This is a genomic window from Bordetella sp. 2513F2 (assembly GCF_054642735.1).
The window spans coordinates 2,915,942-2,941,537 of sequence record NZ_CM137755.1 but is presented as its reverse complement, the minus strand read 5'-3'; the positions used below and the strand labels follow the sequence as shown (position 1 = coordinate 2,941,537).

At 68.3% G+C, this 25,596-nt stretch carries 25 protein-coding genes; 11 read left to right on the top strand and 14 right to left on the bottom strand.

Translation table 11 applies throughout. The features are described 5' to 3' along the window. Positions 1 to 122: 122 nt before the first annotated feature. Complete coding sequence (locus ACYBYQ_RS14030) at positions 123 to 1,016, top strand: glycosyltransferase family 9 protein (protein ID WP_459614801.1); 894 nt, start codon at positions 123 to 125, stop codon at positions 1,014 to 1,016. 18 nt (positions 1,017 to 1,034) lie between these two features. Here the strand turns inward: ACYBYQ_RS14030 and ACYBYQ_RS14025 are convergent, their stop codons facing one another. The 10 genes from ACYBYQ_RS14025 to ACYBYQ_RS13980 all read right to left on the bottom strand — a co-directional run bounded on the left by ACYBYQ_RS14025 (position 1,035) and on the right by ACYBYQ_RS13980 (position 10,302). Then, positions 1,035 to 1,454: a YchJ family protein gene (locus ACYBYQ_RS14025; RefSeq protein ID WP_459614800.1), complete on the bottom strand. Its 420-nt coding sequence runs from the start codon at positions 1,452 to 1,454 to the stop codon at positions 1,035 to 1,037. Positions 1,455 to 1,494: 40 nt separating this feature from the next. Then, entirely contained in the window at positions 1,495 to 1,767 is a 273-nt protein-coding gene (locus ACYBYQ_RS14020; protein WP_459614798.1) for a GNAT family N-acetyltransferase, read from the bottom strand. A 43-nt stretch (positions 1,768 to 1,810) separates the two neighbouring features. Continuing rightward, the gene (locus ACYBYQ_RS14015) at positions 1,811 to 2,203 is read right to left on the bottom strand and encodes a hypothetical protein (protein ID WP_459614796.1); all 393 of its coding nucleotides are present in this window, start codon (positions 2,201 to 2,203) and stop codon (positions 1,811 to 1,813) included. Next, a complete protein-coding gene (locus ACYBYQ_RS14010) occupies positions 2,200 to 3,462 on the bottom strand; it encodes a glutamate-5-semialdehyde dehydrogenase (RefSeq protein WP_459614794.1) in 1,263 nt (420 codons plus the stop codon). The genes ACYBYQ_RS14015 and ACYBYQ_RS14010 overlap by 4 nt, the downstream gene beginning before the upstream one ends. A gap of 84 nt (positions 3,463 to 3,546) precedes the next feature. Beyond that, positions 3,547 to 4,605, bottom strand: coding sequence for a DNA polymerase III subunit delta (holA, locus tag ACYBYQ_RS14005; RefSeq protein WP_459614793.1), 1,059 nt, complete (start codon positions 4,603 to 4,605; stop codon positions 3,547 to 3,549). A gap of 3 nt (positions 4,606 to 4,608) precedes the next feature. Next, a complete protein-coding gene (locus ACYBYQ_RS14000; protein WP_459614792.1) occupies positions 4,609 to 5,271 on the bottom strand; it encodes an LPS-assembly lipoprotein LptE in 663 nt (220 codons plus the stop codon). A gap of 11 nt (positions 5,272 to 5,282) precedes the next feature. Further along, positions 5,283 to 7,940 (bottom strand): leucine--tRNA ligase, encoded by a 2,658-nt coding sequence (leuS, locus tag ACYBYQ_RS13995; RefSeq protein ID WP_459614791.1) that lies wholly within the window; start codon positions 7,938 to 7,940, stop codon positions 5,283 to 5,285. Between the two features lie 80 nt (positions 7,941 to 8,020). Further along, a complete protein-coding gene (locus ACYBYQ_RS13990) occupies positions 8,021 to 9,226 on the bottom strand; it encodes an MFS transporter (protein WP_459614790.1) in 1,206 nt (401 codons plus the stop codon). After that, positions 9,223 to 9,744: a MarR family winged helix-turn-helix transcriptional regulator gene (locus tag ACYBYQ_RS13985; RefSeq protein WP_459618789.1), complete on the bottom strand. Its 522-nt coding sequence runs from the start codon at positions 9,742 to 9,744 to the stop codon at positions 9,223 to 9,225. The genes ACYBYQ_RS13990 and ACYBYQ_RS13985 overlap by 4 nt, the downstream gene beginning before the upstream one ends. A 132-nt stretch (positions 9,745 to 9,876) precedes the next feature. Beyond that, positions 9,877 to 10,302: an HU family DNA-binding protein gene (locus ACYBYQ_RS13980; RefSeq protein ID WP_459614789.1), complete on the bottom strand. Its 426-nt coding sequence runs from the start codon at positions 10,300 to 10,302 to the stop codon at positions 9,877 to 9,879. Between the two features lie 275 nt (positions 10,303 to 10,577). Here ACYBYQ_RS13980 and ACYBYQ_RS13975 point away from each other — a divergent pair, with 275 nt between their 5' ends. Further along, positions 10,578 to 12,404 (top strand): SulP family inorganic anion transporter, encoded by a 1,827-nt coding sequence (locus ACYBYQ_RS13975; RefSeq protein ID WP_459618788.1) that lies wholly within the window; start codon positions 10,578 to 10,580, stop codon positions 12,402 to 12,404. Between the two features lie 7 nt (positions 12,405 to 12,411). Here the strand turns inward: ACYBYQ_RS13975 and ACYBYQ_RS13970 are convergent, their stop codons facing one another. The 4 genes from ACYBYQ_RS13970 to ACYBYQ_RS13955 form a co-directional block, all read right to left on the bottom strand. Then, positions 12,412 to 13,689, bottom strand: a complete 1,278-nt coding sequence (locus ACYBYQ_RS13970; protein ID WP_459614788.1) for an ABC transporter substrate-binding protein — start codon at positions 13,687 to 13,689, stop codon at positions 12,412 to 12,414. A gap of 135 nt (positions 13,690 to 13,824) precedes the next feature. After that, entirely contained in the window at positions 13,825 to 13,992 is a 168-nt protein-coding gene (gene rpmG / locus ACYBYQ_RS13965; protein WP_459614787.1) for a 50S ribosomal protein L33, read from the bottom strand. A 56-nt stretch (positions 13,993 to 14,048) separates the two neighbouring features. Then, positions 14,049 to 14,285: a 50S ribosomal protein L28 gene (gene rpmB / locus ACYBYQ_RS13960; RefSeq protein ID WP_094827437.1), complete on the bottom strand. Its 237-nt coding sequence runs from the start codon at positions 14,283 to 14,285 to the stop codon at positions 14,049 to 14,051. 279 nt (positions 14,286 to 14,564) lie between these two features. After that, on the bottom strand, positions 14,565 to 15,782 hold the full coding sequence (locus ACYBYQ_RS13955) for a Bcr/CflA family multidrug efflux MFS transporter (protein ID WP_459614785.1): 1,218 nt from the start codon (positions 15,780 to 15,782) through the stop codon (positions 14,565 to 14,567). A gap of 147 nt (positions 15,783 to 15,929) precedes the next feature. Here ACYBYQ_RS13955 and ACYBYQ_RS13950 point away from each other — a divergent pair, with 147 nt between their 5' ends. From ACYBYQ_RS13950 to ACYBYQ_RS13910, 9 genes are all read left to right on the top strand, one after another. Further along, positions 15,930 to 17,216: a class I SAM-dependent methyltransferase gene (locus ACYBYQ_RS13950; RefSeq protein WP_459614784.1), complete on the top strand. Its 1,287-nt coding sequence runs from the start codon at positions 15,930 to 15,932 to the stop codon at positions 17,214 to 17,216. A gap of 428 nt (positions 17,217 to 17,644) precedes the next feature. After that, positions 17,645 to 18,646: an ABC transporter substrate-binding protein gene (locus ACYBYQ_RS13945; protein ID WP_459614783.1), complete on the top strand. Its 1,002-nt coding sequence runs from the start codon at positions 17,645 to 17,647 to the stop codon at positions 18,644 to 18,646. Between the two features lie 154 nt (positions 18,647 to 18,800). Then, a complete protein-coding gene (locus tag ACYBYQ_RS13940; RefSeq protein WP_459614782.1) occupies positions 18,801 to 19,658 on the top strand; it encodes an ABC transporter permease in 858 nt (285 codons plus the stop codon). After that, the gene (locus tag ACYBYQ_RS13935; RefSeq protein WP_459614780.1) at positions 19,655 to 20,878 is read left to right on the top strand and encodes a quaternary amine ABC transporter ATP-binding protein; all 1,224 of its coding nucleotides are present in this window, start codon (positions 19,655 to 19,657) and stop codon (positions 20,876 to 20,878) included. The genes ACYBYQ_RS13940 and ACYBYQ_RS13935 overlap by 4 nt, the downstream gene beginning before the upstream one ends. 80 nt (positions 20,879 to 20,958) lie before the next feature. Next, complete coding sequence (locus tag ACYBYQ_RS13930) at positions 20,959 to 21,333, top strand: tautomerase family protein (RefSeq protein ID WP_459614779.1); 375 nt, start codon at positions 20,959 to 20,961, stop codon at positions 21,331 to 21,333. Between the two features lie 85 nt (positions 21,334 to 21,418). Next, entirely contained in the window at positions 21,419 to 22,600 is a 1,182-nt protein-coding gene (locus ACYBYQ_RS13925) for an acetyl-CoA C-acyltransferase family protein (protein WP_459614778.1), read from the top strand. A 36-nt stretch (positions 22,601 to 22,636) separates the two neighbouring features. Next, a complete protein-coding gene (locus ACYBYQ_RS13920; RefSeq protein WP_459614777.1) occupies positions 22,637 to 23,422 on the top strand; it encodes a class I SAM-dependent methyltransferase in 786 nt (261 codons plus the stop codon). A gap of 151 nt (positions 23,423 to 23,573) precedes the next feature. Next, positions 23,574 to 24,335 (top strand): GntR family transcriptional regulator, encoded by a 762-nt coding sequence (locus ACYBYQ_RS13915; RefSeq protein ID WP_459614776.1) that lies wholly within the window; start codon positions 23,574 to 23,576, stop codon positions 24,333 to 24,335. Continuing rightward, a complete protein-coding gene (locus ACYBYQ_RS13910; protein WP_459614774.1) occupies positions 24,286 to 25,587 on the top strand; it encodes a malonyl-CoA decarboxylase domain-containing protein in 1,302 nt (433 codons plus the stop codon). Before ACYBYQ_RS13915 ends, ACYBYQ_RS13910 begins: the two co-directional genes overlap by 50 nt. The last annotated feature ends 9 nt before the right edge of the window (positions 25,588 to 25,596 follow it).

Here is a 25,596-nt window from a genome sequence, read left to right as displayed (position 1 = left end):
CCGCCGACGCGAGTCGGCGGGGTTTTTCTTTTGGTGCAGCAAAAATTGACCAATCCTCTGCGCGTGTAATCCGCACGATTGCCGTATTCCTGCGCAGCCGCCGTAAATTCGGCGACCAGATAGTGACCTATCCGGCGCTGTACCAGCTCAAGCAGTGGTGGCCCGGAGCGACGCTGCACGTCATCGCCCAGCACCCGGTGCAGCATTATTACGATTGGCTGCCGTGGGTCGACAATTTCATATGCGCGCCGGATTTCTTCTCGGGCCTGCGGGCCGTACAGCGGCGCGCAGACCTGGCGGTGAATCTGCACCACAGCAGCGAACGATATGGGCTGCTGAACCTGTTGGCCGGCGCCGGCGTACGGCTGGGATTCCGCAATCGCCGCCTGCTCGATTTCGCATGGACGCATGCCTGGGACAAGAATATCGAGGAATACATAGGCCTGGCCAACCTGAACCTGCTGGGCACGTACCGTTCGGTTCAGCCGGAGGCGGCCGCGCGGCGTTGCATCGAGGAGATCGCCCGGCAGGCAACGCAGCAGCTGGCTGCGCCGGATATCGTCTTCATTCCCGGCGGCGGCGATGGTGCGTTCAAGCGCTGGCACATCGACAAGTATGTCGCGCTGGCGGATCTGCTGACGGACAGGCTGGGGCCGCAGGCCCGCTATACCTTCGTGCTGGGCCCGAGCGAAGCGGCGGAGCACCAGCGCCTGCAGGCGCTGGGCCGTACCGATTTCCGGCTGGTGTATTGCGCCCAGATACCCGCGCTCGCAGGCCTGATGCTGCGCGCGCGGCTGGTCGTGGCGAATGACTGCGGGCCCTCCCATCTGGCGCAGGCCGCCTGCGTGCCTTATGTCGGCATCTTCAACGCGCCCAATCCGGAATGGTTCTGGGCTCGTCCGTACACCGACGCGGTGGTGCCCAGGGGCGGCGTGGAGGACATCCAGGCGAATACGCCGGAGCAGGTGCTGGCCAGCTGCCTGCGCGTACTGTCTGCCGCTGCGCATACGGGCTGACGCGCGCGGCGTACGGGATCAGGCGACGTCGTGCATGTCGCCGTCGACATACAGCCAGCGGCCCTGCACACGCATGAAGCGGCTGGTTTCATGCAGCCGCACGGCGCGGCCCGCCTGACGATAGCGGGCGATGAACTCCACGGTGGCATGGTCCGCATCGGCCTGCTCGTATCGGCGTATCTCCAGCCCCAGCCATTTGAGATTGGGCGCATTGGGCTCCAGCCGGGCGGGCCGCGTGTCGGGATGCCACGTTTCCCGCAGATAGTCGAGTTCGTCGAGGACGTAGGCGGTATACCGCGAGCGCATCAGTGTATGCGCGTCGGGCGCCTGCAAGGCCGTTTCACCATGGTGCCAGCGCCCGCAACAGGCTTCGTAGCCCAGGCCGCTGCCGCAAGGGCAGATGCTGCGGACGGACGCGGGTTTTCCGTATGTATTCATGACGCAGGTCAGAGTGTGAGGGCCGGATCGCCCGTTCCGCTCAGCGGACCAGGTCGGCGTATTCCGGATGACGGCGCAGATAGACGACGGCATAGGAACACAGCGGCCGCACGCGCCAGCCGCGTTCGCGCGCGGTGTTCAGCGCCATTTCGGTGAGCGCCGCGGCGATGCCGCGTCCACCCACGGCAGCCGGCACGCCGGTATGCAGGATGACCATGGTGTCGCCCTCGAGCTGATAGTCGAGTTCGCAGACATGGCCATCCACCGTGGTTTCGAAACGGTCGCGTGATTCGTCGTGGATGATGCCTTGCATGGGTGCCTCCAGTAGATCGGGGTGGCTGCGCGCCGGGCCCGGATCAGGCCGACAGCAGCAGTACTGTCCAGAGTACTACCATGGCCGCCAGGCCGACCCAGCAGCCGCCCCAGAAGCCGATCACCGGCAATTTGACGTCCAGCGGCACACGCTTCGGCTCCACATGCTGCAGCTGGCGATTGGCGTGCCCGATGAGCCAGAACTGGATGCGCGGGAAGACGAGCCGGAAGAAGTAATCCAGGGAAATCGCCGCACGTATCGCAAACGGGTATTGCGAGAAGGGGCGGTGCTCGAGATAGGGATGCTTGAGCACGGTATTGATGCGCCCCGGACGCAGGAAGAACAGCACCAGGCCGCTCACTGCGCTGACGAGGAGGCAGGCCGTGAGCACACTGAATGCGATACTGGCCGTCTGGGCAAAAACTGGGTTGTTCATCCTCGGAGTTGTCCTTCGCCGGTGAGCACCCATTTCAGGGTGGTGAGGCCTTCCAGGCCCACGGGGCCGCGGGCATGCAGGCGGTTGGTGGAAATGCCGATCTCTGCGCCCAGGCCGTATTCGTAGCCGTCGGCAAAGCAGGTGGGCAGGTTCACGTAGACGGAACTGGAATCGACTTCGCGCTGGAAGCGCTGCGCGGCCGAGAGTCGTTCGGTGACGATGGCGTCGGTGTGGCCCGAGCCCCACCGCGCGATGTGGGCGATTGCTTCGTCGAGGCTGTCGACGACGCGCACCGCAAGAATGGGCGCGAGATACTCGGTGGCCCAGTCTTCGTCGGTGGCCGGCACCGATTGGGGCAGCCACTGGCCGGCCCGCGGGCAGGCGCGCAGCGCGACGCCGTGCTCGTGCAGCGCGCGTCCGAGCCCGGGCAATACGGCCGGCGCTGCGTCGACGTGCACCAGCAGCGTCTCCATGGCGCCGCAGATGCCGTAGCGGTAGGTCTTGGCGTTGAAGGCGATGGCATGGGCCTTGGCCGGATCGGCAGCCGCGTCGATATACACGTGGCAATTGCCGTCCAGGTGCTTGATCAGCGGCACCCGGGCCTCCTGCGAGAGCCGAGCGATCAGGCCCTTGCCGCCGCGGGGCACGATGACGTCGATGTGTTCGGTCATGGTGACGAGCTTGCCCACCGCCGCGCGGTCGGGCGTGTCGACCACCTGCACCGCCTCTGCCGGCAGCGCCGCGGCCTGCAGGCCGGCGTGCACGATGCGGCCCAGGGCCACGTTCGAGCGCAGGGCCTCGCGCCCGCCGCGCAGGATGGCGGCGTTGCCGGATTTCAGGCACAGCGCGGCGGCATCGATGGTGACGTTGGGCCGGGACTCGTAAATGATGCCGATCACGCCCAGCGGCACGCGCATCTGGGCCACGCGCATGCCGTTGGGCCGGACGGTGGTGGCGGTGATGCTGCCGACGGGGTCGGGCAGGGCGGCGATCTGGCGCAGGCCCGCCTGCATCAGGTCGATGCCGCGGTCGGACAGCGACAGGCGATCGAGCAGGGCGGCTTCGAGGCCGTTGCCGCGCGCTTCCTCGACGTCTTGCGCATTGGCCGCCTTGAGGGCGTCGCGCTGCGCGTCGAGGGCGTCGGCCATGGCCAGCAGGGCCTGGTTCTTCTGGTTGCTGGCGGCGGTCATCATGGTGCGCGCAGCCTGCCGGGCCTGCTCGCCGAGCTTGAGCATGGTGGCTTCGATGGGAGACGACATGGGTGTTACCGGAAAATGAATGGGCGGCGTGCCGCGACAGACCTCAAGTTTAGCGGGCCGCGCGCACCGGGCCCAGGCGCAGGCTCACGGGCGGCGGCCGGCGGCCGCCACGCGCAGCGCCAGCCGGGCCATTTCTTCCCAGGGGTCGGACAGCCGCCCGGGTACCTGCAGGCCCTTGATGAGCCGGTCGACGTCGTGCGCGTGCTGGACGGCGGCGGGCCAGGCCTGCGGCGGCACCCGGGCCAGGGCCTGCTGGGCAAGCCGTTCGTGGGTGCCGTAGACGCGCAGGCGCCGCATCAGGCCGCCGAGATCCTGGCCCTGTCTGCGGGCCTCCGCCAGCCTCGCCAGCAGGCGGATTTCCTCGCCCACGGCCCACAGCACCAGGGGCAGGGCTTCGCCCTCGGCCTTCAGGCCTTCCAGCATGCGCAGCGTGCGCGCGCTGTCGCCCGCGAGCATGGCGTCCCGCAGTCCGAAGACGTCGTAGCGCGCCACGTTCAGCACCGCGCGCTCGACGTCGGCCGCGGCCAGTTCGCCTTCGGGGTAGAGCAGGCCGAGCTTCTGGATCTCCTGGTGGGCCGCCAGCAGGTTCCCTTCGACCTTGTCGGCCATCCATTCGAGGGTAGCGGCATCGGCGCGCTGGTTCTGCCGGGCCAGCCGGGATCCGATCCAGGCCGGCAGCCGGCCGCGGTCGATCGAGGCGATATCGGCCAGGATGCCTCCCTGGGCCAGGGCGGACGCCCACTTGCTGTCCCGCGTGGCCTTGTCCAGGCGCGGCAGCGACACGACCACCAGGGTGTCGGGATCGGGCTGCTTGCGGGCCTGTTCGGCGAGGCGGGCGAGCGTGTCGCCGCCCGTCTTGCCGGGCTTGCCCGTGGGGATCTTGATTTCGAGCAGGCGGCGGTCGCCGAACAGCGACACGCTCTGGGTTGCCGCGGCCACGGCGCTCCAGTCGCTGCGCGCGTCCATGACGAGCGAGGTGCGCTCGGTGTAGCCGGCCGCACGTGCCGCGGCGCGCAGCGCATCGACGGCTTCCGTGACGAGCAGGGGCTCGTCGCCCGACACCGTGTACAGCGGAGCCAGGCGGGCGCCGGCCCGCCCCAGGTGTTCGGCCAGGCCGTTCGCGTCCAGGGCCGATGCCGCCATGCGTCAGTATCCGCTCATGCCGGGATTGACCGAAGGCGACTTCCAGGTATCCGGGATGTCCTCGTCCGGATCCTTCTGTCCGGGATCGTATACGGGGGCTTGCGGATCTACCTCGCCTCGGCGCAGCGCATCGGTGGTCTCGCGCACGTCCGGGGCGGTCAGGCGCCGCAGCAGGCGCGCGATGAGCGACTCCTGCATCGACTCGTAGAGCGTCTCGATCTGGGTCTGCTTGGACTGCACGACCTGATCGTCGTAGGGCATCTGGCGATAGGTGGACAGGGTGGTGTCGGGGATGATGGCATTGCCCTTGGCGTCGATGAGGCGGAACGTGAAGTTCAGGCCCAGTTCGTATTCCTCGACCCGGCCCTGGGCGTTGAGGGCGACGTCGCGCAGGGTGCGCTGGTTGCCGATCTGCTGCAGGATGGCCTGGGCTTCGCCGGGGGTGTCCACCAGGCGCGTGTTCGGCGAGGCGGCATGCAACGCGCGCCGCAGGTCGGCCCCGAAGCGCGTGTTGTCGGGAATGCCGACGTACATGGAGTCGAAGGGCAGCGGCGTCACCCCGCGCATCTGGAAACCGCATGCCGCCAGCAGCATGACGAGCGCCAGGATCGCGCCGCGTGCCAGCGGTTGTCGGAAGCGGGACGGGACGATCCTGGCTTGATGCATGCGTTTACCTCTCAACCGACGACGTTGACCAGCTTGCCGGGCACGACGATGACGCGCTTGGGCGGGCGGCCTTCGAGGAAGCGGGCCACCTCGTCCTGCGCCACGGCGACGCGCTCGATGTCTTCCCTGGCTGCGCCGGCCGGAACGCGGATGGCGCCGCGCAGCTTGCCGTTGACCTGCAGCACCAGCTCGAGCTCGTCGGCCTGCAGCGCGGCCTCGTCGACCTCGGGCCATGGCGCGTCGAGCAGGTCGCCAAGCTTACCCGCGTAGCCGAGGTCGCGCCACAGCTGCCAGGTGATGTGCGGCACGACGGGATACAGCACGCGCAGCAGCACGCCCAGCGTCTCGGCCAGGGCGGCGTCGGCGCTCGGGCCCTCGGGCAGGGAGGCCGAGTCGATGGCGTTGAGCATTTTCATGCACGCCGACACCACGGTGTTGTACTGGATGCGCTGGTAATCGTAGTCGGCCTGCTTGAGCAGGGTGTGGATCTCGCGGCGCAGGTCCTTGACGGGGGCCGGCGCCTGCGCGAAGTCTGCGGTGGCGGCCAGGCCGCGTGCGACGGCCTCGCGCCGGCCGGCGCACAGGGCCCAGAGCCGGCGCAGGAAGCGGTTGGCGCCCTCCACGCCGGAGTCGGACCACTCCAGCGTCTGCTCCGGCGGGCTGGCGAACATGACGAACAGCCGGGCCGTGTCGGCGCCCTGGGTGTCGATCAGCGACTGCGGATCGACACCGTTGTTCTTGGATTTGGACATGGTGCCCACGCCGCCGTAGTCCACCGGCGAACCGTCGGCCTTCAGGCGGGCGCCCACGATGGCGCCCTTGGCGTCGTATTCGTTCTCGACTTCTTCGGGCCAGAAATATTCCAGGCCGCCCTGGGCAGTGCGGCGCGAATAGATATGGTTGAGCACCATGCCCTGGCACAGCAGCCTGACGAAGGGCTCGTCGAATTTGACCAGGCCCAGGTCGCGCATGACCTTGGTCCAGAACCGCGCGTACAGCAGGTGCAGGACCGCATGCTCGATGCCGCCGATGTACTGGTCCATGGGCATCCAGTAATCGTTGCGCCCGTCGACCATGGCCTGGTCGTTGCCCGGCGAGGTATAGCGCATGAAGTACCAGGCCGAATCCACGAAGGTGTCCATGGTGTCCGTCTCGCGGCGCGCGGGCTTGCCGCAGCGCGGGCACTGGCACGACAGGAAGGCCTCGTGCTTGGCCAGGGGGTTGCCGCTGCCGTCCGGGATCAGGTCTTCGGGCAGCACCACGGGAAGGTCCTGCTCGGGCACGGGAACCGGGCCGCAATCGGCGCAGTGGATGATGGGGATGGGCGTGCCCCAGTAGCGCTGGCGCGAGATGCCCCAGTCGCGCAGGCGCCAGGTGGTCTGCTTCTCGCCCAGGCCCTTGGCGCCGAGATCTGCCGCGATGGCGTCGACGGCGTCCTTGTACGGGAGCCCGTCGTATTTGCCGGAATTGACGGTGCGGCCGGCCTGCTTGTCGCCATACCATTCCTGCCATGCGTCGGTGGTGTATTCCCTGCCTTCCACCGCCACCACCTGCCTGATGGGCAGGCCGTACTTGCGCGCGAAGGCGAAATCACGCTCGTCGTGGGCCGGCACGCCCATCACGGCGCCGTCGCCGTAGCTCATGAGCACGTAGTTGCCCACCCACACTTCGACCTGTTCGCCGGACAGCGGGTGCGTGACGTAGAGGCCGGTGGGCATGCCTTCCTTCTCGCGCGTGGCCAGCTCGGCTTCGGTGGTGCCGCCCAGCTTGCACTGCTCGATGAAGGCGGCCAGCGCGGGATTGCCCTGGGCGGCATGCGCGGCGAGCGGATGCTCGGGCGCCACCGCGCAGAACGTCACGCCCATGATGGTGTCGGCCCGCGTGGTGAAGACGTACAGGCGGCCGTCCTGGATGAGCTTGCCGTCGGCGCCGGCGATCTGGTGCGGGAAGGCGAAGCGCACGCCTTCGGACTTGCCGATCCAGTTCTCCTGCATGACGCGCACGCGCTCCGGCCAGCCGGGCAGACCGTTCTGGACCTGCTCCAGCAGCTCCGGCGCGTAGTCGCTGATCCGCAGGTAGTAGCCGGGGATCTCGCGCTTCTCGACCAGCGCGCCGGAGCGCCAGCCGCGGCCGTCTATCACCTGCTCGTTGGCCAGCACGGTCTGGTCGACCGGATCCCAGTTGACGACCTGCGTCTTGCGATACGCGATGCCTTTTTCCAGCATCTTCAGGAACAGCCACTGGTTCCATTTGTAATAGGCCGGATCGCAGGCGCACATCTCGCGCGACCAGTCGATCGCCAGCCCCATCGCCTTCATCTGCTTCTTCATGTAGGCGATGTTGTCGTAGGTCCATTTGGCCGGCGGCACCTTGGACTTGATGGCGGCGTTCTCGGCCGGCATGCCGAAGGCGTCCCAGCCCATGGGCATGAGCACGTTGTAGCCGCGCATGCGCAGCTGCCGGGTCATCATGTCGTTGATGGTGTAGTTGCGCACATGGCCCATGTGCAGCTTGCCGCTGGGGTAGGGCAGCATCGAGCAGGCGTAGAACTTGGGCTTCTCGGAGCCGTCGGGGTTCGTGGCGTGCTCGTGGACGAGGTAGGCGTCGCGGGCCTGCCAGTCCTGCTGGGCGGCGGCTTCGACCTGGGAGGGATGGTAGCGTTCCTGCATGGGCTCGTGTTGGCAAATGGGAGGGCCGTGGCGCCGGGCGCGCGGCCAAAACCATGGATTATAGAAGGCGGCCGGCCAGGTCAGCCGGCCGGCGGTATGGGTGGGATGCGGGCGCCGGGCGCAAGCCGGGCGTAGGCCAGCGCGGCCAGGCCGAGCAGCGCGCCGGTGGCGCTGACGCCGGCCCAGCCTGCATGGGTGTAGATCCAGGCCGAGGCCAGCGACCCGCTGGCCCCGCCCACGAAGTAGGCGGTCATGTAGCCTGCGGTGAGCCGGCTGCGCCACTCGGGGCGCAGCCGGTAGATGGCGCTCTGGTTGGTGACGTGCACGCCCTGTATCGCCAGGTCCTGCACCAGGATGCCCGCCAGCAGCGCCCACACCCAGTGACCGCCTCCGCCGCCCGGCCCCACCAGCGCCCAGGATCCCGCCAGCAGCACCAGGCCTATCAGCGTGGCGCGGTTCCCCAGGCCCCGGTCGTTGAGGCGGCCGAAGCGGTTCGCGGCGTAGGCGCCGACGGCGCCTGCCAGGCCGAACATGCCGATGGCGGTGGTGGAATAGCCGTAGTCCGGTCCGGAGAGCAGGAAGGTCAGGGGTGTCCAGAGCATGCTGAACGAGGCGAACAGCAGCGCACCCAGCAGCGACCGGGCACGGAACAGCGGCTCCCGCGCATACAGGGCGAAGATGGAGGCGATCAGGCGCGGGTAGCTCAGCCCTGCCGGTTGCCGGTAGCGCGGCAGGACCCGCCACAACAGTGCGGCGGTGGCCAGCATGAGAAGCGCCGAGATCCAGTAGACCGTGCGCCAGCTGCCCAGGTCGGCGAGGGCGCCGGCCGCGGTGCGCGCCAGCAGGATGCCGAGCAGCAGGCCGCTCATGACGGTTCCGACCACCTTGCCGCGCTCCTGGGGCGAAGCCAGGGTGGCGGCATAGGGCACCAGCACCTGGGCGACGACCGAGAGCAGCCCGCTGGCGGCGGTGCCCGCCAGCAGCATCGCCGCGCTGGACGCGCTGGCCGAAACCAGCAGTCCCAGGGCGCTGAGCGCCATCATGCCGGCGATCAGGGCGCGTCGCTCGAGCATGTCGCCCAGCGGCACCAGCAGGATGAGGCCCACGGCATAGCTCAGCTGCGCCGTGGTGACGATCGCGCCCGCGCTGGCCGTGGACAGCCCGAATTCGGCGCCGATGCGGTGCAGCAGGGGCTGCGCGTAGTAATTGCCCGCCACGGCCAGGCCGGTGGCCGCAGCCATCAGCAGCACCATGGGCGTGGCCAGGCGGGACTGGGCGGGGCTCATGCCTGCTCCTTGCGCGGGCTGTCTGCGGAAGGCGAGTCGTGCGCGGCGAGGAGCTTGCGCAGCAGGCCCGCGAGCCGGCTGCGGTCGGCTTGCGAAAGCGGGTCCAGCAGCGCGCCGATCCGCGCCAGATAGTCTTCCAGGGCCTGGCGCACGGTATGGCGGCCCTGCGGCGTGAGCGAGACCAGCACGCTGCGGCGGTCTTGCGGATTGCCGCGGCGGGTCAACAGCCCGGCTGCCTCCAGCTGGTCGAGCCGGTGCGTCATGGCGCCCGAGGACAGCAGCAGGGCGTGCACCAGCTGCTGCGGGCTGAGGGCATGCGGCGGACCCGCCCGGTACAGCGTGGCCAGCACGTCGAACTCGCCCTGGTTCAGGCCGTGCTCGCGAAAGCCCAGCTCGACTTCGCGCGTGGCGAACGTGCCGAGGCGGAACAGGCGGCTGACGACAGCCATGGGCGAGACATCCAGCTCCGGATGCTGGCGGGCCCATTGAGAAAGGACGAAATCGACGTGGTCGGCCATGGCGGCAAGGATTTTCGAAATCAAGAATTTTGATATCGAGATATTTTGCCACGGACACGCCGTTCCGGCATGCAATAAAAAACCCGCCGTGAACGGCGGGTCGTGCTGTGCAGGCCGGGCCTGCAGCGCGGCTTACTGCGCGGCGTCTTTCAGCTTCTTGAGGGCGCGCAGCTTGACCTTCACCGAAGCCGGCTTGGCCGGGAACCAGCGTTCCTGGCCGGTGAACGGATCCTTGCCGAAGCGCTTGGCCTTGGCCGGCACCTTCTGCACCGTGACCTTGAAGAGGCCGGGCAGGGTGAATTCGCCGGCGCCCTTCTTGTCGACCGAGCCGAGCACCGAGCCTTCGAGGGCGGCCAGCACGGCCTTGACCGACTTGGCTTCCACACCGGAGGTTTCGGTCAGGTAGGCGACGAGCTGGGACTTGTTCATCGCTTCCTTGATGGGGCGCACGGTGGCGGCCGTTTTCTTCACCGCCGTCTTGGCGGGAGCCTTCTTGGCAGGCGCCTTGACGGCAGTCTTGCTGACTTTCTTGGCAGGAGCTTTTGCTTTGGTAGCCATGGTCGGGATCCGTATGTTGACGATCGAGACGGCGCATTGCCGCACGGGCGCATCGCGCCTCGCGCCCGATGATAGCGGAACTGGCTGGCGCTGCGGGCATTCTTGCGGCGCAATGCGGCGTATTGTGTTGTTTTCCACGCAGCGAAGCGCATGGCACATGGGCTCTGGCGCGGTTTGCAGCCGTTGCTGCCTGCGTTTACGCTAGCGCCCTGACAATGCAATGCCGGCATGGCCGGCACGCGAGTGCGCGCGGTCGCAAAGAAGGAATGCAGACGATGGAGCGGGATGGGCGTGGTGCCGCCTGGCGCGAGGGCCTGGCGCAGGTGTTCGGCAGCTGGGTCCGCGAGGTGGGGCCGGCCACGCTGCGCGCCGATGCGCTGGCCGGACTGCTGGGTGCGCTGCTCGTGCTGCCGCAGGGCGTGGCCTTCGCGACGCTGGCGGGATTGCCGCCCGAGTACGGGCTGTACTCGGCCATCGTGCCCTGTGTGCTGGCCGCGCTGTTCGGATCCAGCCGGCACGTCATGTCCGGGCCCACCAATGCCAACTCGCTGGCGCTCTATGCGGTGCTGGCTCCGCTTGCGGCGGCAGGTACTCCGACCTATGTGGAGCTGGCGCTCGCGATCACGGTGCTCGTGGGGCTGTTCCAGCTTGCAGTGGGACTGCTGCGGCTGGGCGCGCTGGCGAACTTCATCTCTCCTGCCGCGCTGTTCGGCTTTACCAGCGGCGCCGCGGTGCTGATTGCCCTGCATGCATTGAAGGATGTTCTTGGCCTCGACATCGCCGGGCACGGAGCCATGGACGTGCTCGGCGGACTGGCGGCGCAGGCGCGGCAGATGCAATGGCCCGCCGTCGTCATCGCCCTGGCCACGATAGGGACGGCCCTGGTGGTGCGCCGCTGGGATCGGCGCAAGCCCTATATGCTGGTGGGCCTGGCCGCGGGCACGCTGCTGGCCGCCGCGCTGTCGCGGCTGGTGCCGGGCATTTCCGTGGCCGTCCTGGGGCCGGTGGCGCAGCCATGGCCGCCGTTCCATGTGCCCGCCATCGACTGGCGCCTGCTGCCCGACCTGGTGGGGCTGGCTGTGCCGCTGACCATCGTGGCGCTGGCGCAATCCATTTCCATCGCCAAGGCCGTGGGCGCGCGTGCCGGGCAGGCCATCGATGCCAACCGCGAGTTCATCGGCCAGGGCCTATCCAATGCCGTGGGCGGGCTGTTCTCCTCGTATCTTTCATGCGGCTCGCTGAACCGCTCTGTGCCCAATTTCGAGGCCGGAGCGCGTACGCCGCTGGCGGCAGTGTTCTCGGCGGCGCTGCTGATTGTGCTGGTGCTGGCCACGGCGCCGCTGCTGGCCCACATCCCCCAGGCCGGCATCGCCGGGCTGCTGCTGATGGTTGCCTGGACCTTGCTGGAGCTGCCGCGCTGGCGCCAGCTGCTTGCGGTGGATCGCCGCGAGGCCGCCATCGCCGGCGCCACGCTGGCCGCGACCGTGCTGATCCGCATGGAGATCGCCATCCTGCTCGGCACGCTGTTGTCGTTGCTGGCCTATCTGCAGCGCACGGCGCGGCCCGCCATGCGGACCATGGGCTTCGACAGCCGCGAGCCGAATCGCCCGTTCGTGGTGCTGGAGGGGCGCGACAACGAATTGCCGGAATGTCCGCAGCTGAAGCTGCTCCGCATGGAGGGATCGGTGTATTTCGGTGCGGCGGCGCACGTGGCCGACAGGCTGCAGGCGCTGCGCGCCGCGCCCGATGCGCCCAGGCACCTGCTGGTGATGAGCAAGAGCATGAATTTCGTGGACCACGCGGGCGCGGAGGTCTGGGAAGACGAGCTGCGCAAGCGCCGGCTGGCAGGCGGAGACCTGTACTTCCACCGTCCGCGGCCCGAGGTGATGCAGACGTGGCGTCGCACGGGGTTCCTGCAGCGCCTGGGGGAAGACCACCTGTTTCCCGACAAGAGCACGGCCATCAGCGACATCTACGCGCGACTGGATCCGGGCATCTGTGCCCGCTGCACGGCCCGCATCTTCCGCGAATGCGGGCCATACGGTCATGCGGGGCAGGCGGGCGCAGCCAACCTGGAGGCCGGCGAAGCGCCGCCGCAGTGAGCAGCTCCTAGCCCGCCGTGGTGGCAGATGGGGTGGCCGACGTCGTGGCCGGCGGATCGGCCGGCCGCAGCCGGCGGACTTCCGTGTCGGGCGGCTGCAGGCGTGCGCCGTCGGTATGGATCACCTGCGTCATCTCGACCTGTTCCTGCTGCAGCGCCGTGATGCCGGTGTACACCCCCAGCGTGGACTGGTGGTCCAGCCCGCGGAACCGTATGGGTCCGCAGGGCGACGGCAGCTCGAGATTGGCGAACGCCTCCACCAATGCCTCGGCGCGCATGTCGTCGGCTTTTTCGAGGCCGGCCGCCAGCGCCTGCATCGCGGTGTATCCCAACAGCGAGCCGGCCTGCGGTGCGGCGCCGTTGCGCTCGCGATAGGCTTGCGCAAAGGCGCGATGTTCGGGGGTGTCGATGGCCTGCACGGGATAGCCGCTGACGACCCAGCCCTGCGGCGCGTCCTTGCCCAGGGCCGCGAGCTGCTCCGGATCCCCGGCCAGCGGCGCGACCACTGCGCGGCCTTCGAACAGGCCATGCTGGCGCGAGGCTTGCAGCAATGCGGCCAGGTCCGTGCCGAGCAGTGTGTTGAAGACGGCGTCGGGCTGCGCCTGGGCCAGGCGCCGGGCCATCGCGGCGGCGTCCACGCGCCCCGGTGCCACGGGAAGCTCGGCGACGAAGGCGATGCGCGGCTGGAACGCCTGCATCATGGCCCGGAAGGTGGCGGCGATTCCACGGCCGTAGATGTCGTCGGAATAGACGAGGGCCCAGCGGCGGCGGCGCAGGCCCAGGGCGCGCGGGGCCAGGGCGGCCGCGTGCATGCGGCTCGAAGGGCCCAGGCGCCAGGTGTAGCGATTGCCCTGGCTCCAGACCAGCGCGTCGGCCGGCGGGCGGGTGGCGAGATAGAAGGCCCGGTTCTGCGCGGCCACGTCGGCCAGCGCAAGGCCGTTGGCGGAATGCAGGCCGCCGAACAGGATGTCGATGCGCCCGCCGGCCAACAACTGCAGGGCGGCATTCCAGGCTCCTGCCGGCGTGCCGCCGTCGTCGCGCGAAACCACCTGCAGCGGCCGGCCGCGCACGCCGCCACGGGCGTTGATCTGGTCCATCGCAAGCTGCCAGCCCTTGCGGTAGCCGGCGAGCACTGCAGGATGGGTGCCGTAGCTGTTGATCTCGCCCAGGCGCAGCGGCGGCGCGGCCTGCCGGGCTGGCGCCATGCAGGACATGGAGAGCAGGGCGAAGGCGCCGGTGCCGCGCAGCAGGCGGCGGCGCGGCAATGAGGCGGGGTGTGTGGACATGGTCGGGGCAGGCGCCGTGGCGGCCGATCCTGGGGCGGGATCAGGCAACAATCGAGCAAACAATCAGGCAACAGTCGGAGGCAACAAAAAGGCCCTGCAATGGCAGGGCCTTCATGCGACACCGGAACCGCTGAATCACTTCAGCTTGGTTTCCTTGTAGTCGACGTGCTTGCGCGCCACCGGATCGTACTTCTTGATCAGCATTTTCTCGGGGGTGTTGCGCTTGTTCTTGGTGGTGGTGTAGAAGTGGCCCGTGCCGGCGGTCGACTCGAGCTTGATCTTTTCACGGATGCCTTTGGCCATGTCGTGCTCCTGGTATGTGTGTAAGCGGGGCTAAGCGGTGCGGACGGAGAGCCGGCTCAGACCGCTTCGCCGCGGGCGCGCAGATCGGCCAGCACGGCGTCGATGCCGTTCTTGTCGATCGTGCGGATGGCCTTGGCCGAAACACGCAGGCGCACCCAGCGGTTCTCGCTTTCCACCCAGAACCGGCGCGATTGCAGGTTGGGCAGGAAGCGACGCTTGGTCTTGTTGTTGGCGTGCGAAACGTTGTTGCCCACCATCGGGCCTTTGCCGGTTACTTGGCAGACGCGTGCCATGGTTCACCTCTAGGGTTTGCTTGCCGGGCAAAGGTCACACAGGGCAGGCCAGCCGCCGGATTCGGGTTCTTGTGATAAGGCCCGGCCCAGCCACCCAGTTTCTTGGATGAGGGCAGTAAGGGCTGCGTGGTGCAGGGCCTTACTGCCCAGTGCTTATACCCGCCGACTGCGTTCCTTGCCCAAACGGGTTAATTGGACTGATTGGGTAGGAATTCGTCGAGTGCTGCGGCCACAAAGCATAGTGGCTGCGCACGGGAAATTCGTGTTTAGTCGGCTATTCTAGTACGAAGCCGGTGGGGAGGTCAAGGTCGGGCGCCGCGCAATCCATCCGCACAGCCACGACAGGCAGGCGCAGCAGGCCAGCACCGTGGTCAGGGGCAGGGGGCTCTCGGTTTGCCAGACGCTCACGGCCAGGCCGGCCAGCGCGCCGCAGGACAGCTGCAGGGTGCCGAGCATGGCCGAGGCCGCGCCCAGCCGCTTGCCCTGCTCCGACAGGGCGAGCGCAGCGGAGTTCGGATTGACGAAGCCCTGGCTGAACATGTAGCCCATCAGGCACACCATGAGCACGGGGAGCGCCATCAGGCCGGCCAGGGTGAGCGCGATGCCGGCCAGGCTGGCGATGGCCAGGGCGGTGAGCGCACGGCGCTGCAGGAACTGAGGCTGATGCTTGCGCAGCAGGCGGGCGCTGACCTGCGAGCCGATGATGAGCGCCGCGGCGTTGGCCCCGAACAACACGCCGTAGTGCTGCGGGGTGACGCCATACAGCTCGATGAAGAGCCGCGGCGAGCCGATGATGTACGAGAACATGCCGGCCTGGCCCAGCCCGCCTGCCAGGCTGTGCGCCATGAAGCCGCGATGGCCGAGCAGGCCGCGATAGTTCTGGAAAATGGTGCGCCAGCTGAGCGGCACCATGCGTTCTGGCGCCAGCGATTCGCGCATGATGAGGGCCACCGCGGCCAGCAGGCCCAGGCCGAGCAGCACCATCAGCCAGAACAGGCTGCGCCAGCCCACGAATTCGAGCAGCTGGCCGCCGATGAGCGGCGCCAGGATGGGCGCCACGCCCATGATCAGCATGAGCAGCGACAGCGCCCGCGCGGCATCCTGGGTTTCGTAGTGGTCGCGGATCACGGCCCGCGGAATCACCACGCCCGCTGCGCCGCCCAGCGCCTGCAGCACCCGGCAGAGCGTGAGGGTTTCGACGCTGCCTGCCAGCGCGCAGCCCAGCGAAGCGATCGCGTAGAGCGTCAGGCCAGCCATCATCGGCAGCTTGCGGCCGTAGCGGTCGGCCAGCGGGCCGTAGACGATCTGCGCCATGGCCATGCCGATCAAGTAGGCGGCCAGGGTGCGCTCGACTTCTCCTCGCGTCACGTCCAGGCTGGACGCGATCGTGGGGAACGCCGGGAGGTACATGTCGATGGAAAAAGGACCGATGGCGGTCAGCGCGCCCATGAGGACGAGCCAGCCGGGCAGGCTGCGGGACAGGGATTCGCGGGGCATGGAGGCGGGAGTGAGGAAGTAGACGCGGCCCTTTGCAGGCGCAGCGTCAAGCCTCGAAATGTATCACGCACACGCTTACGTGCAAATGTAAGCCGTTTTCCGATAAAGTCCCCTTGGTCCGAACATACATTCAGGGGAGAGGACCTCGTGAATCCTTTGCTGTCTGTAGTGCAACGCAAGCTGGACAACCTGTCCGTTCCGGTACGGCTCACCTTGCCGGATGGGACCACGATCGGACCTGCCGACGCGCGGGTCACGTTCGTGGCGCGCGACAACGTCGCGCTCACCCATCTGGCCAAGGGCGCGGTGGGAGTGCTGGGCCAGGACTACGTCGAGGGCCGCGTCGACATCCAGGGCTCCATGCGGGATGTGATGGCCGCGGCCGCCGCCCTGCTGCCGGGGTCGCCGGTGGACGCGGCGCGCGGCGGCTGGCTGACGGAGCTCATACGCCGGCTCACGTCGGTCTGGCGCCATTCGGTGGAGCGCGACGCGCGGCAGATCGAGTTCCACTACGATCTGTCCGACGACTTCTACGCACTGTGGCTGGACCCGCGGCGGGTCTATTCGTGCGCCTACTTCCGCACGCCCGACGCAACCCTGGCCCAGGCCCAGGAAGCCAAGCTCGATCACATCTGCCGCAAGCTGCGGCTGCAGCCCGGCGAGCGCTTCCTGGACGTGGGCGCGGGCTGGGGCGGCCTGCTGCTGTGGGCCGCCGAGAACTACGGCGTCGATGCCACGGGCATCACGCTCTCGCGCAACCAGCATGCGCACGTGAACCGCCTGATCGAGGAAAAGGGGCTCTCGGGCCGGGTCCGGATGGTACTGCTCGACTATCGCAAGCTCGACGAGAGCCGTCCCTATGACAAGATCGCCTCGGTCGGGATGTTCGAGCACGTGGGGCGGGCCCAGTTGCCCGACTATTTCGCGAAGCTGCGCCGCCTGGTCAAGCCGGGCGGCCTGATCATGAACCATGGCATCACCGCGGGCGGCGTCTACAACGCCGAGCTGGGCAGCGGCATGGGCGAGTTCATCGAGAAGTACATCTTTCCCGGCGGGGAGCTCACGCACGTGAGCAGCGTGCTCGAGGCGGTCACCAACGGCGGCCTGGAGACGGTCGACGTGGAGAACCTGCGGCCGCACTACGCCCGTACGCTATGGGCCTGGAGCGACGCGCTCGAGGCGCGGCTGGACGAGGCGTCGCGCATCCTGACGGGAGAGCAGGGCGCCCGTTCGCTGCGCGCCTATCGCCTCTACCTGGCGGGCTGCGCCATGGGGTTCGAGCATGGGTGGATCTCGCTGCACCAGGTGCTGGTCACCACGCTGGCCACCGGCCGTTCCGACGAACTCGACCTGCCGGCCGACCTGGCCTATCCGTGGCGGCGCGACTACATGTACGAGCCCAAGCCCGTGCTCTCCGCATCCAAGGCGGCGTGAACGCCAGTCCCACCGGCTTGCGCCGGCGGGACTGTGCCAGACCTCAACAAATTGCAACGCCGGCGCGGCGTGGAATGTTGCAAAATGTGGCGACGAAACCCGGCCAGCGCCCTCTGGCGTCCGGTGCAGATCCTCCGCCACAGGGTCCAAATGTGCCAGGATGTATCGGCCAGATTTGGCTTTCGCATCAAATTCGGCTAACATGCTGTCTTCTTCATTCAGTTTCATTCAATTTCCTGCGTTGGAGTAAACGGCCCCATGGCCCTCCACGCTGTCTTGCAGGCGCGTCCCTCCGGGAGTGCGCCCTGCTGCTGGTGTCGGTTTGTATTGGCGGTTCTGCCCGTCTTCCGCACAACCCCCTTAGCGCCACGGCATGAGCCGGCAATTCCGCCGGTTTTGTGTCCTTGAACCTATGGAGGCAAAAGCCAATGAGTCATTTCCCCGTCAAGACCCTCGCCGCTGCTGCGGTCCTGTTCGCATTCGGCGGAGCCGCCCAGGCGGCCGACGCGCCCCAGTGCGAGATCGAACGACCCGTCAATTTCGGCGGCATGAACTGGGAGTCCAACCTGGTGGTCGTGGAGCTCGAGCGCTTCATCGTCGAAAAGGGCTACGGCTGCGATACCGAGGTCCTGCCCACCGAAACCCTGCCGGCTCTGGCCGCGCTCGAGCGCGGCGACCTGGACGTCAATTCGGAAATCTGGCTGAACAGCGTGGCCGCCCCCTGGGACAAGGCGGAGAAGAGCGGCAAGGTCAAGCGCATCGGCGACGTCTACATGGGCGGCGAAGCCTGGTTCATCCCGCGCTATACCGCCGAGCGGCTTCCCGAGCTGAAATCGGCCGCCGACCTGCCGAAGTTCAAGAATGAATTCGAAGACCCGGAAGAGCCGTCCAAGGGCCGCTTCTACGGTTGCCCCGCTGGATGGGGCTGCGAGGTCACCAGCAACAACCTGTTCCATGCCCTCAAGCTGGAAGACACCTACACCCTGTATTCGCCCGGCACGGGCGCGGCGCAGAAGGCGGCCCTGATGTCCGCCTACAAACGCAAGCAGGACGTGGTGTTCTACTACTGGTATCCCACGCCGCTGGTGGGCGCGCTGGACCTGGTGAAGCTCGAGCTGCCGCCGTACGATGCCGAGAAGCACAAGTGCCTGACCTCGCCCTCGTGCAAGGATCCGCAGCCCAGCGCCTACCCCGACAACCCCGTGTTCACCGCCGTCAACACCGAGTTCTCGCAGAAGGCGCCCAAGCTCACTGAATTCCTGTCCAAAGTCTCGATCCCCTTGCCCGAGGTGGACCAGACCCTGGCCCATATGGAAGAGTCGGGCGACGACGCACGCGCGGTGGCCCAATGGTTCCTGCAGAACAAGCCCGATGTCTGGAAGGCCTGGGTGCCTGCCGACGTGGCCGAGCGCGTGCAGGCTGCGCTGTAACCCGGCTGCATCGGGGTGACGGCCGGCCGCCGCATGGCCGCGCCCGCCACCCTGGAATACGCGCGCGGGCGCCCGGATGGCGGCGCCTGCCGTATCTGCCGGGTCCGGGCCCGGCCTGCCGGCCGGCGCTCCGGCCGCATTTGGAGAGTTCCCCATGTTTCCGGAAGTCATTCCCGCGCGCGACGTGCGCGGTGCGATCGATACATTCGTCGATCATCTCGTCACTCGTTATGGCGACAGCCTCGAGGCGATGTCGCGGCCGTTCCTGCATGTCCTGGTATGGATAGAGCAGGTGCTGCGCAATTCCCCCTGGTGGGCGGTGGTGCTGGCGACGGTGCTCATCGCCTGGGCAGTGAGCCGCCGCATCGTCCTGAGCGTGGCCATGGGCGCGCTGCTGTGCGTGATCGGCGTGCTCGGCCTATGGGACGCCGGCATGCAGACGCTGGCGCTGATGATCATGGCCGCGACGCTGTCGGTGGTGATCGGCATACCGCTGGGCGTGCTGATGGCGCGCGTCAACTGGCTGCGCTCGGCCATGCTGCCCGTGCTGGACATCATGCAGACCATGCCCAGCTTCGTCTACCTGATACCCGTGGTGATGCTGTTCGGCCTGGGCAAGATCCCCGCCATCATCGCCACCGTGATCTACGCCGTGCCGCCGCTGATCCGCCTCACGGACCTCGGCATCCGGCTCGTCGACCGCGAGGTGCTGGAAGCCGCGCGCGCCTTCGGCGCCAACCCGCGACAGCAGCTCTTCGGCGTCCAGCTGCCGCTGGCCCTGCCCAACATCATGGCGGGGATCAACCAGACTACGATGATGGCCCTGTCGATGGTGGTGATCGCCTCCATGATCGGCGCGCGCGGCCTGGGCTATGAGGTGCTGCTCGGCATCAACCGCCTGGAAGTGGGCCGCGGGCTGCTGGCCGGGCTGGGCATCGTGGTGCTGGCCGTGCTGTTCGACCGCATCACCCAGTCGTACGGACAACGCATGCGCAAGGGAGGCCAGCGATGAGCAAGATCGAAGTCCAGAACATCTACAAGATCTTCGGTCCGCATCCCGGGAAGTGGCTGCAGGCCGCCCAGGAGGGCATCAGCAAGGAAGACCTGCTGGCGCGCAGCGGCCATACGCTCGGGTTGCGCGACATCAGCCTGTCGATCGAAGAAGGCAGCATCTACGTGATCATGGGGCTGTCGGGCTCCGGCAAATCGACGCTCATCCGCCACTTCAACCGGCTGATCGAACCCAGCGCCGGGCATATCCTGGTCGATGGGGTCGACGTCACCAGCCTGAACAAGCGCGAACTCGAGATCTTCCGCCAGAAGAAGATGAGCATGGTGTTCCAGCGCTTCGGCCTGTTTCCGCACCGCACGGTGCTGGAGAACGCCGCCTACGGGCTGGCTGTCCAGGGCGTTTCGAAGGCAGAACGCGAACGGCGCGCCATGCACTGGCTGGAGCAGGTGGGGCTTTCGGGATTCGAGCGCCAGCATCCGCACCAGCTCTCGGGAGGCATGCAGCAGCGCGTGGGGCTGGCTCGCGCGCTGGCCACCGACGCCGAGATCCTGCTGATGGACGAGGCATTCTCGGCGCTGGACCCCTTGATCCGCCGCGAGATGCAGGATCACCTGCTGCAGCTGCAGGCCAGGCTGAACAAGACCATCGTGTTCATCACGCACGATCTGGACGAGGCCCTGCGCCTGGGCAACCGCATCGCCATCCTGAAGGACGGCGAATTGGTGCAGGAGGGCACGCCCGAGGACATCCTGCTGAATCCGTCGAACGATTATGTGCAGTCGTTCCTGCAGGACGTCAACCGCACCAAGGTGCTGAATGCGGCGCACGCGGTGAACCCGCCCCGGCTCACGCTGACCATGCGCTCGCGCCCCGCCCATGCGCGCGAGCGCATGCAGGCGCTCAGCTACGAATATGCGCCGGTGCTCGACGGCAAGCGCCTGGCCGGCGTGCTCACGGCCGAATCCGCAGCGCGTGCCATCGAGCAGGGCCTGCGCGACATCTCCCCGCTGGTCGAGGACCTCACCTCGGTGCCCGCCACCGCCGGCCTGGACCAGGTGCTGGCGCAGCTGGTGCACAGCGACCAGCCGGTGGCCGTGACGGGCGAGGGCGACGAATTCATCGGCATGCTCTCGCGCAAGAAAGTGGTGGACCTGGTGACGCCGCCGGCGCCGGAGAGCGAGCCGGCCGTGCCGGCGGAGCCGCCCGCAGCGAATCCCTAGCGTCCGTCGGGCGTATGATGCAAGGCGCTCCGCGGGCTCGCAGGCCCGCGGAGCGTCTTTTTCGTTCCAGGAGTCCATCCATGCCGCTATGCAATGTCCAGATCATGCAAGGCCATACCGCCGCCCAAAAGACTGCCCTGCTGCAGGCGCTGAGCCAGTCCATCGTCGACAGCATCGGTGCGCCCGTCGCCAGCGTCCGCGCCGTGCTGCAGGAAGTGGGGCCGGAAGACGTGATCGTGGCCGGACAGGTCGGCGCGCCCATGGCGCGCGTCGACATCGCCCTGCTGCACGGACGCACGGAGGCGCAGAAGGCGGCGCTGCTGGCCGCCGTCAATGCCGCGGTGAGCCGCAGCATCGGCATCTCCGACCAGGCCGTGCGGGTGGTGCTGCACGACGTGCCCACCACCGACATGGGCGTGGCCGGCGGCATCAGCGCGAAGGCGGCAGGCCGCTAGCGGCCTGCCGGCGGAAGCGGCGCCTGGATTCCCGAGCCGGTATGATGGATACATCGATACCGCCATGCGGACCAGGAGGAGCATCATGAATGAAGTCATCGTCGCCGCCGGCGTACGCACTGCCGTCGGCGCTTTCGGAGGCGGGCTGAAGGACGTCCCGCCCGCCGATCTCGGCGCGGCCGTCATCCGCGAGGCGCTGGGGCGCGCCGCCGTCGACGGCGCCGAGGTCGGGCACGTGGTCATGGGCCACGTGATCAACACCGAGCCGCGAGACATGTACCTGTCGCGGGTGGCAGCCATCCAGGCGGGCATCGGCCGCGAGACGCCGGCCTTCAACGTCAACCGCCTGTGCGGCTCGGGCCTGCAGGCCATCGTGTCGGCGGCGCAGGCCATCGCGCTGGGCGACGTCGAGATCGCCGTGGGCGCGGGTGCCGAAAGCATGAGCCGCGCCCCCTATATCGCCCCGGCGCAGCGCTGGGGCGCGCGCATGGGCGATTCCGCCATGGTCGACATGATGGTGGGCGCCCTGTCGGATCCGTTCGGCCGCATGCACATGGGCGTGACGGCGGAGAACGTGGCGCAGCGCTTCAACATCAGCCGTGCCGAGCAGGATGCGCTGGCCCTGGAGTCGCATCGGCGCGCTGCGGCGGCCATCGCGGAAGGGCGCTTCCGCGAGCAGATCCTGCCCATCACCGTCCCCACGCGCAAGGGCGACGTCGTGTTCGACACCGACGAGCACGTGCGCCACGACGTGACCCTGGAAGGCCTCGCCAAGCTCAAGCCGGTGTTCAAGAAGGATGCGGGCACCGTCACGGCGGGCAATGCGTCGGGGCTCAACGACGGCGCGGCGGCCGTGGTGCTGATGAGCGCCGAGGCGGCAAGCCGGCGCGGCGTCAAGCCGATGGCGCGTCTGGTGGCCTACGCGCATGCCGGGGTCGATCCCGAGATCATGGGCATAGGCCCGGTGCCTGCCACCCAGGCCGTGCTCAAGCGCGCGGGCCTCAGCGTGGACCAGATGGACGTGATCGAAGCCAACGAGGCTTTCGCAGCCCAGGCCTGCGCGGTGTCGCGCGAACTGGGCCTGGACCCCGCCAAGGTGAACCGCAATGGCAGCGGCATCAGCCTGGGCCACCCGATCGGCGCCACGGGCGCGGTCATCACCGTCAAGGCCCTGTACGAACTGCAGCGCATCGGCGGGCGCTATGCCCTGGTCACCATGTGCATCGGCGGCGGGCAGGGCATCGCTGCGATATTCGAGCGGGTGTAGGCAGGCCCTGCCGGCGGCATGGCTACAATCGCGGCCATGCCCAGACTCATCTCCACGCGGGGCGGCGCAGCGGCCGCCGCCGACACCCCCACGCTCTCCGAATCCGACGGGATCCGCTACCTGCACTTCGGCTCGGAGTGGGTGCAGGGCGCCATGCGCATGGCGGAGCCGGCCGAACTGGTGCTCGAGTACACGGCCCAGATGATGGCGTGGCTGCTGTTCCTGGATCCGCCGCGCGAAGGCGCAGTGGGCATGCTGGGGCTGGGCGCCGGATCGCTGGCGCGCTACTGCCTCAAGCACACGCGCAGCGAGGTGGTGGTGGTCGAGTGGAACCCGCAGGTCACGGCCGTCTGCCGCATGTTCTTCCGGCTGCCGGCGCCCCGGCGCCTGGCCGTGCACCATGCAGACGCCGGCGATTGGGTCCAGGATCCTGCCCATGCGGGTACCTGTCCGGTGCTGATGGTCGATCTCTATGATGCCGAGGCGCGCGGCCCGGTGCGGGATTCCGTGGCGTTCTATCGGGGCTGCCGCCAGGTGCTGGGAGAGGTCGGCGTGCTGTCGGTCAATCTGTTCGGCCGGCACGAAAGCTATGCGCGCAACATTGCCAACCTGGAACGGGCCTTCGAGGGCCGGCTGCTGCGCCTGCCCGAGATCGACGCCGGCAACCAGATCGTGCTGGCCTTCACGGGTCCGCCGCTGGCGGTGCCGGCCGCGCAGTTGATGGCGCGCGCCGAGGATGTGGAGGCGCGCTATGGCCTGCCGGCGCGCCGCTGGGCGCGCGCCTTGATGCGCCAGGCCGAGGGCGGGGTGCTGCGGGCCTGATGCGGCCCTGGGTGCGGCCCGCCCTCCGGTACAGGGGGCTGCTGGAAAACCCTAGGTGAATGGCAGGTGACGGCATGCCGGGGCTGGGCTACGATGGGTCGTATTCCATAATTATGAATTACGGAATGTCCACCCGAATCCACGGAAGCCCATGACCGCACCCATCGTCCGGCAAGCGCTGTACCTGGAGGTCGCCGACCGGCTGCGCGGCATGATCCGTTCGCATGCGCTGGGCGCCGGCGCCTGGATCGACGAGGCCGCCCTCACCGCGCAACTGGGCATTTCACGCACGCCGCTGCGCGAGGCGCTCAAGGTCCTGGCCACCGAAGGGCTGGTGCGGCTGGAGCCTGGCCGGGGCTGCTTCGTCAGCGAACTCACCGTTGCCGATCTCGAACAGATCTTTCCCCTGATGGCGATGCTGGAGGGGCGCTGCGCGTACGAAGCCGCGCTCAAGGCCAGCGCGGCCGACCTGCGCGCCATGGAGCCCTGGCATCGCGCGCTGCAGGCGCACGCGCGGGCCGGCCGCATCGACGCCTATTACGAGACCAACGCACGCATCCACGAAACCGTGCAGGTGCTGGCCGACAACCGCTGGCTCTCCGATATGGTGGACGGCCTGCGCAAGGTGCTCAGCCTGTTCCGCCACAAGAGCCTGGTGCTGCCGGGCCGCATCGCCCAATCCTGCGCAGAGCACCTGGCCATCTACGCCGCGCTGCGGGCCCGCGATCCCGAAAGCGCGGAAGCCCTCACGCGCCAGCACCTGATGCGCCAGCTCGACGCCCTGCGCATCCTGGCCGGCCAGGATGCGGCGGGAGTCCCCGCCATCCGCTCCGGCGCAACCCCTACAACGGAGACCGACGCCCATGCCCGCCCACGAAACACTCGCACGCGCGCGCGGCGCACGTACGCCTGAGCCCGACGACGCGCCCCAGGCCACCGAAGAGGCCGGCGGCGCAGGCATCATGGCCCGGCTGGGGCGTCTGCTCGAGCGCGACCGGCTGCCCGAGGCAGCCGAGGTGCTGCCGCTCTTCGAGGCCCGCCTCACCGACGTGGCCGCCAACAAGCTGGCGCGCCAGTGGTGCGCCGCGTACACCGCCGCCGACGGCAAGCGGCGGCGCGCGCTGCTGGCCACGCTGGCCCAGGTGGGCGATACCGTGCGCGCCCGCGGGGAGTCCGGCGTGCGCCTGTTCAAGCGCTTCAACGCATTGCCCGACGGCCTGCGCTTCCTGGTCGCGCTGCGCGCCGACATGCTGCGTTGGCGCAAGCAGGTGGCAGGCCTGCAGGCCCTCGACCGGGACCTGGAAGGCCTGCTGTCGGCCTGGTTCGACGTGGGCCTGCTGGAGCTGCGGCCGCTCAACTGGGACTCGCCCGCTTCGCTGCTGGAAAAGCTCATCGTCTACGAGGCCGTGCACGAAATCCGTTCCTGGGACGACCTGCGCCACCGCGTGGCGGGCGATCGCCGCTGCTACGCCTATTTCCATCCGCAGATGCCGGACACGCCGCTGATCTTCGTGGAAGTCGCCTTCGCCGAGGAAATGGCCGACAACGTCCAGGCCCTGCTCGACACCCAGGCGCCGGCCCAGGACCTCGGCAAGGCCCGCTGGGCCATCTTCTATTCCATTTCGAACACCCAGGCCGGCTTGCGCGGCATCAGCTTCGGCAATTTCCTGCTCAAGCGGGTCATCGAATGCCTGCTCGAGGAGCTGCCGCGGCTCAAGTCCTTCGCCACGCTCTCGCCCATGCCGGGCTTCCGCGACTGGCTGGCCCGGCTCGATCCCCGGGAAGTCGAGGACATCGTGCGGGAGAAGGGCAAGGCGCGCACCGGTGCGCCGGACGGCTCGCGCTGGGCGATGCGGCTGGCGCGGGCCGCCACCGGCAAGCCTTCGGAGGCGTTGCGGCGTGCCGGCCTGCGCCTGGCGGCGCGCTACGTGAGCACGATGAAACAGGACCAGCCCATAGATCCCGTCGCGCGCTTCCACCTGGGCAACGGCGCCCGCATCGAGCGCCTGAACTGGGCTGCCGACGTGTCCGCCAAGGGCCTGGAGCAGTCGTGCGGGATGATGGTCAATTACCTGTACGAACTCGAGCGGCTCGACGACAACCTGGCGCAGCTGGGCCAGGGCCGGCCACCGGTCAGCCGCGGGTTCGCCCGGCTGCTTGCCTGAACCGCCGCA